10 protein-coding genes are annotated in these 11612 nt (G+C 71.0%); 6 read left to right on the top strand and 4 right to left on the bottom strand.

What is annotated here, in order from left to right:
* Positions 1–73: 73 nt before the first annotated feature.
* The 3 genes from ODJ79_RS21925 to rfbA form a co-directional block, all read right to left on the bottom strand.
* Positions 74–1585, bottom strand: a complete 1512-nt coding sequence (locus ODJ79_RS21925) for a sugar transferase (protein ID WP_263025399.1) — start codon at positions 1583–1585, stop codon at positions 74–76.
* 361 nt (positions 1586–1946) lie between these two features.
* Positions 1947–2546: a dTDP-4-dehydrorhamnose 3,5-epimerase family protein gene (locus ODJ79_RS21920; RefSeq protein WP_263025398.1), complete on the bottom strand. Its 600-nt coding sequence runs from the start codon at positions 2544–2546 to the stop codon at positions 1947–1949.
* A complete protein-coding gene (rfbA, locus tag ODJ79_RS21915; RefSeq protein WP_263025397.1) occupies positions 2543–3427 on the bottom strand; it encodes a glucose-1-phosphate thymidylyltransferase RfbA in 885 nt (294 codons plus the stop codon). The genes ODJ79_RS21920 and rfbA overlap by 4 nt, the downstream gene beginning before the upstream one ends.
* A gap of 46 nt (positions 3428–3473) precedes the next feature.
* Between rfbA and rfbB the strand changes: the two genes are divergently transcribed.
* The 5 genes from rfbB to ODJ79_RS21890 all read left to right on the top strand — a co-directional run bounded on the left by rfbB (position 3474) and on the right by ODJ79_RS21890 (position 9648).
* Positions 3474–4451 (top strand): dTDP-glucose 4,6-dehydratase, encoded by a 978-nt coding sequence (gene rfbB, locus ODJ79_RS21910; protein ID WP_263025396.1) that lies wholly within the window; start codon positions 3474–3476, stop codon positions 4449–4451.
* Positions 4451–5296: a dTDP-4-dehydrorhamnose reductase gene (gene rfbD / locus ODJ79_RS21905; protein WP_263025395.1), complete on the top strand. Its 846-nt coding sequence runs from the start codon at positions 4451–4453 to the stop codon at positions 5294–5296. Before rfbB ends, rfbD begins: the two co-directional genes overlap by 1 nt.
* A gap of 149 nt (positions 5297–5445) precedes the next feature.
* Positions 5446–5718, top strand: a complete 273-nt coding sequence (locus ODJ79_RS21900; RefSeq protein ID WP_263025394.1) for a hypothetical protein — start codon at positions 5446–5448, stop codon at positions 5716–5718.
* Between the two features lie 130 nt (positions 5719–5848).
* A complete protein-coding gene (locus ODJ79_RS21895) occupies positions 5849–7423 on the top strand; it encodes a DHA2 family efflux MFS transporter permease subunit (protein ID WP_263025393.1) in 1575 nt (524 codons plus the stop codon).
* Between the two features lie 245 nt (positions 7424–7668).
* Positions 7669–9648 carry an elongation factor G gene (locus ODJ79_RS21890; RefSeq protein WP_263025392.1) on the top strand — a complete coding sequence of 660 codons (1980 nt, stop codon included), beginning with the start codon at positions 7669–7671 and terminating at the stop codon, positions 9646–9648.
* A 218-nt stretch (positions 9649–9866) separates the two neighbouring features.
* On the opposite strand, the gene ODJ79_RS21885 is transcribed toward ODJ79_RS21890, so the two are convergent.
* The gene (locus tag ODJ79_RS21885) at positions 9867–10520 is read right to left on the bottom strand and encodes a winged helix-turn-helix transcriptional regulator (protein WP_263025391.1); all 654 of its coding nucleotides are present in this window, start codon (positions 10518–10520) and stop codon (positions 9867–9869) included.
* A gap of 67 nt (positions 10521–10587) precedes the next feature.
* On the opposite strand from ODJ79_RS21885, the gene ODJ79_RS21880 reads away from it, so the two are divergent.
* Positions 10588–11400, top strand: a complete 813-nt coding sequence (locus tag ODJ79_RS21880; protein ID WP_263025390.1) for an SDR family NAD(P)-dependent oxidoreductase — start codon at positions 10588–10590, stop codon at positions 11398–11400.
* Positions 11401–11612: the final 212 nt, after the last annotated feature.

Raw genomic sequence — 11612 nt, 5'->3', positions numbered from 1 at the left:
AACGGGCTGGTTTGATGGTATGCGCGCCAACAGTGCGGCTGAGGGTAATTTGGCCCGGTTGGTGGTGAGGGCGTCAGTATGCTCCGTGGCTTCGGACGACGGCGCTGACGGTGCGGGCCAGGATGGCCAGGTCCATGGCGAGTGACCAGTTCTCGACGTACGTGAGATCGAGCCGGATCGACTCGTCCCAGGAGAGGTCGGAGCGGCCCGAGACCTGCCACAGGCCGGTGAGGCCCGGCTTGACCGCCAGACGGCGGCGCATGTCGGACGGGTAGCCGGCGACCTCGCGGGCCAGCGGCGGTCGCGGGCCGACCAGGGACATGTCGCCCTTGACCACGTTGACCAGTTGGGGCAGTTCGTCCAGCGAGAAGCGGCGCAGCCAGCGGCCGACCGGGGTAACCCGGGGGTCCTGGCGCATCTTGAACAGCTCGCCGTCGGTGTCGTTGAGGTTGCGAAGCTCCTGCAGGCGAGCCTCGGCGTTGACCACCATGGTGCGGAATTTGTACAGCATGAAGGGCTTGCCGTCCTTGCCCACCCGTTCCTGCTTGAAGATGGCCGGCCCGCGGCCGTGAGGACCCCATGTCACCAGCGCGGCGATCACGGTCAGTAGCGGCAAGCTGAGCGTGAGTAGCGTCAGTGCGCCGACCCGGTCGAAGGCTTCCTTGATGGCGCGTGAGCTGCCCTTGAGCCGTGGGTGTTCGACGTGCAGCATCGGCAGGCCGTCGACCGGGCGGATGGTGGTGCGGTCGCCGGCGACGTCGACCAGCGTGCTGGCCACGATCAGGTCGATCTCGTCGCGCTCGAGCTGCCAGGCCAGGCGCCGCAGCGCGGCGCCGTCGATCTCGGGGCAGGCCAGCACCACGACCGTGTCCGCGGCGGAGAGGGTGACGGCGGCCGAGACGTTGTCGAAGTCGCCGAAGATCTCCGGCAGCCCGGCGATGGTCTCGCCGGCCTGCCCCGAGGGCAGGCAGGCGCCGACGATGCCGAGGCCGTGGTGGCTCTCCCGGCGCAGCCGCCGGGTCATGTCGGCGACGGCGCGGGCGTGCCCGACCAGGACGACCCGGTGCAGATGCTGACCGCGGGCCCACTTGCGGTGCAGGTGCTGACGGTAGAAGTAGCGAACGCCGACATCGAGCAGCGTGGCCATCGGCAGCGCGATGATCACGTAGCCGCGGGCCAGGCGCAGGTCGAGGGCGAACGAGAAGACGGCGAGCGTGGCGGTCAGGCCGAGGCCGGAGCGGAACACCCGGGCGTACTCGTCCGTGCCGACGAAAAGGTGCCGCGCTTCGTACGCCCGGTTGATCGCGAGAACCGCCATCCAGGCCAGCGGGAACAGCAGGGTCAGCAGCAGGTAGTTCCAGAGGAACGGGAACGGCTGGGCGCCGTAGGAGCCGAAGCGGAGCAGCAGAGCAGAGGACGCCGCGGCGAAGCCGACCAGATAGTCGATCAGGTAGAGGGCTTTCGCGTACCGCCCGCGCCAGTCGGTGCGAGCGGCGGGCGCCCGGAACTCGGCCGAGCGAACCTTTGTGAGGCGGGGCCCATCATCGGTGATCTCGACGGTCGATCCTGAGCCGATCGTCTGCACGCCTTGCCTCCGTCATTGATGGCGGTCAACCACGGTCCGTTTGATTCCGCGTCAGCCGGGCATCCGGCCGATTCGGAGCGTATCTGGGTGAGATACGGCCGGCGGGTGGGTGGTGGTCCACCTCCCGGACTCCACCGGAGAGCCTGCTGACTCCCGTGGTCCGGCCGCTACACCTTTCCGTGCGAGAGGAATGGCGAATCGGACGATGTCGCTCCTCAAGCCGGCACGGGGTGGGCAAATCGGGCGTAACGGCTTAGCCACATATATCCGATCCAATCGTGGCGGATTTGCGGAGTGAACCAGTAACCCTTACTCCATTCACGAGCCCGGGTCAATCGTCCGAAGAGGACAGCGGAGTGTATTAATCCCGACTACGCTCGGCGACGTATATGGCGCAGGTCTCGTAGTCCGGGAGCAGGCCGGCGGCCCGGGCCTCGGCGAGTGAAGGGGCGGCGGCGTCCTTCGTGGACAGCAGCGGCGTCGCGACCGGCCAGGCGATGCCGAGCTCGGGGTCGAGCGGGTTGACGCCGTGCTCGTGTCCCGGCCGGTAGGTGCTCGAGCAGAGGTACGTCACGGTGGCGCCCTCGGTCAGCGCGCAGAACGCGTGGCCCAGCCCCTCGGCGAGGTAGACCGCCTTCCGTTCCCGGTCGTCGAGCGGCACCGCCTCCCATGCGCCGAACGTGGGGGAGCCGACCCGGATGTCCACGATCACGTCGAGCACCGAGCCGGTCACGCAGGTGACGTACTTGGCCTGCCCCGGCGGCACGTCGGCGAAGTGGATGCCGCGGACCACGTCGCGGGCCGAGGTGGAGAGGTTGGCCTGGGCCAGGTCGAGCGGGTGGCCGACGGCCTCGGCCAGCCGGTCGAAGCGGTACCACTCGAGGAAGGACCCGCGGGCGTCGCCGTGCTGGACCGGCGTGATCTCGTACGCGCCCTCGACGGTCAGTGGTCTGATCTTCACAGCACGCCACCATATCGACCGGTGTCCAGCAGTTGCATCAGGTAGTCACCGTACCCACTCTTGAGCAGCGGCGTGGCCAGTTCCTGCAGCTCGTCGTCGGTGACGAAGCCGAGCCGCCAGGCCGCCTCCTCGACACAGCCGATCTTGAGGCCCTGCCGCTCCTCGATCACCCGGACGTACTCGGACGCCTGGACCATCGACTGGAACGTGCCGGTGTCCAGCCATACCGTGCCCCGGTCGAGCACCGTCACCTCGAGCCGGCCCTCGCGCAGGTACGCCTCGTTGACCGCGGTGATCTCCAGCTCGCCCCGCGCGCTGGGCACCAGGCCGTCCACGATCCGCACCACGTCGGCGTCGTAGAAGTAGAGGCCGGGAACGACGTACGTGGACTTGGGCTTCTCGGGTTTCTCCTCGATCGACAGCACCTTGCCGGTCTCGTCGAACTCGACGACGCCGTACCGCTCCGGGTCGGACACCGGGTAGGCGAAGACGCGCCCGCCGGTCGGCTCGGCGAAGCGGGCCAGCTGCCGGCCCAGGCCCGCCCCGTGGAAGATGTTGTCGCCCAGCACCAGCGCCACTGGCTGGTCGTCGATGAAGTCCGCGCCGATCCGGAACGCCTGCGCGATGCCGTCCGGGCGATCCTGGGTGGCGTACTGCAGCGACAGCCCGAGCCGGCTGCCGTCGCCGAGCAGGCGCTGGAACAGCGGCTGGTCCTCGGGGGTGGTGATGACGAGGATCTCGCGGATGCCCGCCGACACCAGCGTCGTGAGGGGGTAGTAGATCATCGGCTTGTCGAAGATCGGCATCAGCTGCTTCGACATCGCCATCGTGATCGGCCACAGCCGGGAGCCGGTTCCACCGGCCAGAAGGATTCCGCGCACCGAAGGAGACTAAACAACGGCCCGGATACCGGTACACTCGCCAGCCGTGCAGATTTTCGTGACCGGGGGTGCCGGTTTCATCGGTTCGGCCTACGTGCGGGCCCTCTTGCAGGACGAATTCGCCGGCGCGGTCGGCGCCACGGTGACCGTTCTGGACCTGCTTTCGTACTCCGGCAACCGCAGCAACCTTCCGATGACAGATCCCCGGCTGCGTTTCGTGCAGGGGGACATTACGGATTCGGCCCTGCTGCGTGAGCTGCTTCCCGGTCACGACGTGATCGTCCATTTCGCGGCGGAATCGCACGTCGATCGCTCGATCGCCGGGGCGCTGCCGTTCGTCACCACCAACGTGCTGGGCACCCAGACGCTGCTGGACGAGGCCCGGGCCGCCGGCGTCGGCCGGTTCCTGCACGTCTCGACCGACGAGGTCTACGGCTCGATCGAGGACGGCTCCTGGACGGAGGAGTGGCCGCTCGCGCCGAACTCGCCGTACGCCGCCTCGAAGGCCTCCTCCGACCTGATGGCGCTGGCCGCGCACCGCACGCACGGCATGGACGTGGTGGTCACCCGCTGCTCGAACAACTACGGCCCGCACCAGTTCCCGGAGAAGGTCATCCCGCTGTTCGTCACCAACCTGATGGACGGCATCGAGGTGCCGCTCTACGGCGACGGCGGCAACATCCGCGACTGGCTGCACGTCTCCGACCACTGCCGGGGCATCCAGCTGGCGCTGGAGAAGGGCCGGGCCGGCGAGGTCTACAACATCGGCGGCGGCACCGAGCTGAGCAACCGCGAGCTCACCGAGCGGCTGCTCGCGGCGAGCGGCGCCGGCTGGGAGATGGTCCGCCCGGTGGCCGACCGCAAGGGGCACGACCGCCGCTACTCGCTCGACATCACCAAGATCAACAACGAGCTCGGGTACGAGCCGCAGGTCACCCTCGAGCAAGGGCTGGCCGACACGGTGGCCTGGTACCGCGCCAACCGTGCCTGGTGGGAGCCGCTCAAGGGCCGGGCGGCGCTCTGATGCGCTGGCTGGTCACCGGCGCCGGCGGGATGCTCGGCCGCGACCTGGTCGTGGCCCTGGCCGAGGCCGGGGAGACGGACGTGCTCGCGGCCACCCGCGCCGAGCTCGACATCACCGACCCCTCGGCCGTACGCGATGCGGTGAAAAACGCCGACGTGGTGCTCAACGCCGCCGCGTGGACCGACGTCGACGGGGCGGAGAGCGCCGAGCAGGCGGCCACCGCGGTGAACGGCGAGGCGGTGCGCGTCCTCGCCGAGGCGGCCGGCCGGCGGCTGATCAGCGTCTCCACCGACTACGTCTTCGACGGGACGGCCACCACCCCGATCCCCGAGGGCACCCCGCACGCGCCGCTCAACGCGTACGGCCGGGGGAAGGCCGTAGGGGAGAAGGCGGTGCTGGCGGCCGGCGGGTACGTCGTGCGCACGGCCTGGCTGTACGGCGAGCACGGGCCGAACTTCGTGCGCACGATGCTGCGGCTGGCCGCCGACCGGGACACCCTCGACGTCGTGGACGACCAGCGGGGCTCGCCCACCTGGTCGCTCGCCCTGGCCCGGCAGTTGGTCGCGCTCGGCCGTGCCCAGGCCGCGGGCCGGGTCGCGCCGGGCGCCTACCACGGCACCGCGGCGGGCTCGACCACCTGGTGCGGGCTGGCCCGGGCGGCGTTCGAGGAGGCCGGCCTCGACCCGGCCCGGATCCGCCCGACGACCAGCGACAGGTTCGTGCGGCCGGCCCGCCGCCCGGCGTACAGCGTGCTGGGTCATGCCCGCTGGGCGGGTACCGGGGTCGAACCGCTGTCGGATTGGCGTCCGATGTTGTCCGCGGCGATGCCCTCCCTGCGGGGCTGAGCCGAACCGTTCCCCGTGCTCCGGCGTTTGTCAGGTATGGCCCGCAAGGGTCGCCGGGCGCGGGGTCCAGGGGAATCCCGGAGGCGATCAGTGGCGGGCCAGGCGCACTCTGAGGCCAACGAAACGCACCGACATCGGAGATGATCGAAATGCGCAGCCAGCTTCTCGCCGCCCGGGCCGCCGCCCTGTTCGCCAGCGACCTCCCGACCGGCACCCGCCCAGCGCCCACCGCGGTCGCCGCCGCCATCGCCGCCTCCGTCCACGCGTGCGGGGGCACCCGCGGTTGCGTGGCCGTGATGGCCGCCGCCTACGGCGACTACCCGGAGACCGCCGCCCCGCGCATGCGCTGGGCGCTCAGCGTGGCCTCGATGGCACCCGGAGCCACCCGGCCCGAACCGGACAGGGAACTCGTCGCGGCGTGAACCGGGCCGCCTGAGAGCTCACTGAGTGACCGCGGTCACGCTGTCGGAAAACGGGATGCCGCTCGAGCTGCCTCGATGGCAGGATCCAGGGCGAACATACGTACAGTGACAGCGATCTCTGGAGCATTCCGTGACTGATCAAGCGGCTGCGCCGCCCGAGAAACTCGACGCCGCAGTATTCAAGATTGCCGGCGTCGTGGTGCTCGGCGCCATCATGTCGATCCTCGACATCACGGTCGTCAGCGTTGCGCTTCCGACGTTCCAGACCGAGTTCAACGCCACGTACGCCCAGGTCGCCTGGACCCTGACCGGCTACACGCTCGCCCTGGCCACGGTGATCCCGCTGAGCGGCTGGGCGGCCGACCGCTTCGGCACCAAGCGGCTCTACATGCTGGCCCTGGTGCTGTTCACGATCGGCTCCACGCTCTGCGCCACCGCCACCTCGATCGAGCAGCTGGTCGGCTATCGCGTGCTGCAGGGCCTCGGCGGCGGCATGCTGATGCCGCTCGGCATGACGATCATGACGCGGGCCGCCGGCCCGGCGCGGATCGGCCGCCTGATGGCGGTCCTCGGCATCCCGATGCTGCTCGGCCCGATCGGCGGCCCGATCCTCGGCGGCTGGCTGATCGAGGCGGCGAGCTGGCACTGGATCTTCCTGATCAACGTGCCGATCGGCGCGGTCGCCCTGGTGTACGCGTACTTCGCGCTGCCGAAGGACAACCCCACGCCGTCCGAGTCGTTCGACTTCATCGGCATGCTGCTGCTCTCGCCCGGCCTGGCGCTGTTCCTGTTCGGCGTCTCGTCGCTGCCGCAGGAGGGCACGATCAGCGCGCCCAAGGTGTGGATACCCATGCTGATCGGCGTGGTCATGATGATCACGTTCGTGTTCTACTCGTTCAAGCCCCAGCACCCCCTGCTCGACCTGCGGCTGTTCCGCAACAGGCGGCTGACGGTCTCGACGGTCGCGCTGTTCGTGTTCATCATCGCGTTCATGGGCGCCGGGCTGCTGTTCCCCAGCTACTTCCTGCAGGTGCGCGGCGAGTCGACACTGCACGCCGGCCTGCTGATGGCGCCGCAGGGCATCGGCGCGATGATCACCATGCCGATCGCCGGCACGCTGGCCGACCGCGTCCCGGTGGGCCGCACGGTGCCGTTCGCGATGGCGCTGATCGCGCTCGGCTTCTTCACCTTCACCCAGGTCGGCGTCGACACGTCGTACGTGCTGCTGTGCGGTTCGCTGTTCGTGATGGGCCTCGGCATGGGCGGCACGATGATGCCGATCATGACCTCGGCGCTGCGCACCCTGAACCACCACGACGTGGCGCGCGGCTCCACGCTGGTCAACATCCTGCAGCAGATCGGCGGCTCGATCGGTACCGCGACCATGTCGGTGATCCTGACCAGCCAGCTCAACGGCTCGACGGTGATCCCCGGTGCGACGAACCCGAAGACGGGCGAGGCGGTCACCGAGGCGCAGGTCGCGATCGCCCACCAGCAGGGCATCAACATTCCGGGGATTCCGGCCGCCATGATCGAGCGCGGTCTGCAGTTCGTGGCCGACTGCTTCGCCAACACCTTCACGGTCGGCTTCTTCCTGGTGCTCTGCACGTTCATCCCGATCGCCTTCCTCCCGCGCAAGAAGGAAGCGGCCGTGGAGGGCGGGGCCGGCGAGGGCGCCGCCGAGACCCCGGTGATGATGCACTGACCGGAAAATCGGTCGCCCGCCACGGGTGATCTTCGTACCCTTCCTGCATTACCGCGAACACGGGGGAGGGGGCCAGCGATGCGTGACCGCAACGCCGCCCCCACCCCCGTTTCGCGTTTCGAGCTGATCCTCGTCTCCGGCGTGCCCAGTCCCGGGTGCGCCGCCGGGGCTGGACGCGCCTGACCGCTCTTTCCGGCGGTCGGGCTGGGCGCCGTCCATCGTCAGATCGCTCGAAAGCCTGAATCATGCGCGTACGCAACCTCGGCATCCTGGCCCACGTCGATGCCGGCAAGACCACCCTGACCGAACGCGTCCTGTTCACCACCGGCGCCACCTACAAGCGCGGCGAGGTGCACGACGGCACCACGGTCACCGACTTCGACCCGCAGGAACGCGACCGCGGCATCACCATCTTCGCGGCCGCGGTCAGCTGCGACTGGGCCGGCCACCGGCTCAACCTGATCGACACCCCCGGGCACGTCGACTTCGCCGACGAGGTCGAGCGCTCGCTGCGGGTGCTCGACGGCGCGGTGGTCGTGTTCGACGGCGTGGCCGGGGTCGAGCCGCAGACCGAGGCCGTCTGGCGCGTCGCCGACCGGTATCGGGTGCCCCGGATCGTCTTCGTCAACAAGCTGGACCGGCCCGGCGCCGACCTCGACCGGGTCGTCGACGACATCCGGGCCCGGCTGCGGGTCGAACCACTGGTCGCCCAGGTGCCGATCGGCCGCGAGTCCGACCTGGCCGGCGTCGTCAACCTGGTCGGCATGCGTCGCCTGACCTGGTCGGACGGTGCCTTGAAGGAGGAGCATGCCGACCGCGACGGTGCGGTCGGCGCCGCGCGGCGCCGGCTGGAAGAGGCGGTGGCCGAGCGGCACGCGGGTGCATTGGATGAAATGGACGACATGTCCGATGCGACCCTGCGGCGGGCGCTGCGCGACCTCACCCTCGCCGGCGAGGCGGTGGTCGTGCTGTGCGGCTCGGCCTACCGCCAGATCGGCGTCGAACCGCTGCTCGACGCGGTGGTCGACTACCTGCCCGCGCCGGCCGGTGACCCCGCCGGGAACCTGGCCGCACTGGTGTTCAAGGTGCACTCCGCCCGCACCGGGCGGCTCACCTATCTGCGGATCTACGACGGCACGCTACGAAAGGGGGACATCGTGTGGGATGCGGGCGCGCAACGCACCGAGCGGGTCGCCCGGATTCTGCGGGTGCAGGCCGACCGGCACACCGCCATCGACCGGGCGGCGGCCGGCGACATCGTCGCGGTCGCCGGGGTGAAGACGGCCCGGCCCGGTACGACCCTGTGCGCCCGCGAGCACCCGGTGCTCCTCGAACAGCCGCGCACCGCCGAGCCGCTCGTGTCGGTGGCCGTCGAGGCGCGCACCCGGGCCGACGCCGAGCGTCTGACGACCGCGTTGGTCACCCTGGTCGACCAGGATCCGTCCCTGTCCGTACGCGTGGATGCCGAAACCGGCCAGACCCTGCTCTCGGGTCTGGGCGAACTGCACCTGGAGGTGGCCGTGACGAAGCTCCGCCGAGACGCCGGCCTGGACGTGACCGTGGGCCGCCCGCAGGTCGCGCACCGGGAGACGATCGTCCGTGGGGTCACCGGCTTCCGGTACCGGCACGCCAAGCAGGACGGCGGCGCCGGCCAGTTCGCCGACATCGTCCTCGATGTGCGGCCGGTCCTCGATGTGCGGCCCGTCCGTGACGTGCGGCCCGGCTTCGGCGTGCGGCCCGTTCTCGGCGTGCGGCCCGGCGAGGGCTTCGCGTCCACGGTGACCGGCGGCCGGGTGCCGGCCGAGTTCGTCCGGGCGGTCGAGGCCGGCTGCCGGGAAGCTCTCCAGGCGGGCCCGCTCGGCGGTCATCCGGTGGTCGGCGTGCACGTGACGCTGACCGACGGCGGCACCCACCCGAAGGACTCGTCGGAGCTCGCCTTCCGTACGGCCGGCAAGCTCGGCCTGCGCGCGGCGCTGGCGACCTGCGAGATGGCGCTGCTCGAGCCGGTCGTCGACGTCACGGTGACGGCGCCGGCCGAAACGCTCGGTGGGGTGCTCGGCGATCTGGCCGCCCATCGCGGGCAGATCACCGACAGCACCGGCGAGACCATCACGGCAACGGTTCCGCTGGCGGCGTTGTTCGGCTACGCCACCCGGCTGCGTAGCCAGACGCACGGGCGGGGCGTGTTCACCGCCCGGCCGGCCGGCTACCGTCCGGCCGCCTGAGAAGGGCGCGTTCACCGCCCGGCCGGCCGGCTACCGTCCGGCTGCTTGAGAAGGGCGCGTTCACCGCCCGGCCGGCCGGCTACCGTCCGGCCGCCTGAGGAATGGCGCGGGCCTCGACCACCGCGGTCGGGGCCCGCGCCCATCCGCGCTGGACGTCGCGGTCTGCTCCTCCACCGCCGCGCAGTTGCCTCGGTCGTCGATTCTGAGGCGGCCGCCGCTCAGCGATCGCCTTCCTGATCGGCGGTGGGCCACGGGTCGGCGACCGCGTGCAGCAACCGGGCGATGGCCGATGGGTCTCCCACGACGGCGGCACTGCCGTCGGCGCATGCCCGGGCGAGCGTGGCGGGCTCGGTCAGCAGGGCGCTGAGCGTCTCGGGCGCGGCGCGCAGGGAGGCGTCGGCCGTTGCCGGCTCGCCCGGCTCCACGTGGATCCGGCCGGACGCCATGCGGACCGTCCAGACCCGGCCGTCGAGCTCGAGCCGGCAGGTCGCCGGCGCCGCGGGGTCGGGCCGGGCAGCACTCTGCAGGAAGATCAGCACGGAGGTGGCGCTGAGCGCGGCCGGTGGCGGCGGCTGCGGCGCGTCGATCCCCCAGTCGCCCAGCGCCAGCACGATCGGTTCCAGCTTCCGGCCCCACTCGGTCAGCTCGAAGGCCGGCTCCGCGGTACGGCGGATCACACCGTGCTTCTCGAGCTCGCGGAGGCGATCGGCGAGCACGTTCGCGCTGACACCCGGCAGGGCGTGCCGCAGCTCCGAGAAGCGCTGCGGGGTCAGGAGCAGCTCGCGGACGACCAGCAGCGCCCAACGCTCCCCGACGACGTCGAGGGCGCGGGCGATCCCGCACGAGTCCCGATAGCTGCGGCTGGTTGGCATGGGTCTGATCCTAAACCACCATGACGGCTAGTCGTTTTTAACAACCAAGAGTGGTTGCATGACAGGTATGACTGGATTGCTGCTCGAGGACAGGAACGCCGTGATCTACGGGGGCGGGGGCGCCATCGGCGGCGCCGTCGCGCGGGTGTTCGCCCGGGAGGGCGCGAGGGTGTTCCTCGCCGGGCGAACGCGGGCGCGGCTCGACGCGGTGGCGCGGGACATCGCCGCCGCGGGCGGAAAGGCCGAGACCGACCAGGTCGACGTCTTCGATCAGCAGGCGGTCGAGAAACACGCCGAGGCGATCGCCGCGACGGCCGGAAGCATCGACATCGCCCTCAACGCGGTGAGCGTCCCGCACGATCAGGGAACTTTGCTGGCCGGGCTGTCGCTCGAGGAGTTCATGCGGCCGATCGACGGCTTCCTGCGGACGCTGTTCATCACCAGCAAGGCCGTGGCGCGGCACATGGGTCGCAGGCGTCCGGGCGTCATCCTGACCCTGTCCGAGCCGGGCGCCAAGCTGGCGGTGGGCGGCATCCTGGGCCACGGCGTGAGCGCGGCCGGCAAGGAGGCGTTCGCCCGGCTGCTGGCCGCGGAACTGGCCCCGGCCAACATCCGAGTCGTCGACATCCGGCCGCACGCCGCCGTCGACGGGCCGGCCGCGGGCTCGTACACCAAGGACCTGTTCCGGCCGATCGCGGCCGCGGCCGGCCAGTCGGTCGAGGAGTTGCTCGACGGCGGGGCGATGGCGCAGGGGACGCTGCTCAAGCGGCTGCCCACGCTCGCCGAGATCGCCGAGGCGGCCGCGTTCCTGGCGTCCGACCGCGCCGGCGCCATCACCGGAACGATCGCCAACCTCTCCGCCGGCGCCCTCGTCGACTGAACTCCGGCCGACAGCCCCGCCGGGCGAGACAGCGGCCGGAGCGCGGCGAGGCGGCGGCCGGAGCGTGGCGAGGCGGCGGCCGGAGCGTGGCGAGGCGGCGGCCGGAGCGTGGCGAGGCGGCGGCCGGAGCGTGGCGAGGCGGCGGCCGGAGCGTGGCGAGGCGGCGGCCGGAGTCCCGCGAGGCGGCGGCCGGAGCCCGGCGAGGCTGCCGG

Origin of the sequence: Actinoplanes sp. KI2 (assembly GCF_025630775.1) — a bacterium.
GTDB lineage: Bacteria > Actinomycetota > Actinomycetes > Mycobacteriales > Micromonosporaceae > Actinoplanes.
This window is presented reverse-complemented; position numbering and strand designations above follow the sequence as displayed.

Bases quoted from the DNA above. Each gene is read 5' to 3' on its own strand.
- rfbD (WP_263025395.1), top strand. From the start codon at position 4,451: ATGCGCTGGCTGGTCACCGGCGCCGGCGGGATGCTCGGCCGCGACCTG.
- ODJ79_RS21900 (WP_263025394.1), top strand. From the start codon at position 5,446: ATGCGCAGCCAGCTTCTCGCCGCCCGGGCCGCCGCCCTGTTCGCCAGC.
- ODJ79_RS21890 (WP_263025392.1), top strand. From the start codon at position 7,669: ATGCGCGTACGCAACCTCGGCATCCTGGCCCACGTCGATGCCGGCAAG.
- ODJ79_RS21885 (WP_263025391.1), bottom strand. From the start codon at position 10,520: ATGCCAACCAGCCGCAGCTATCGGGACTCGTGCGGGATCGCCCGCGCC.
- ODJ79_RS21880 (WP_263025390.1), top strand. From the start codon at position 10,588: ATGACTGGATTGCTGCTCGAGGACAGGAACGCCGTGATCTACGGGGGC.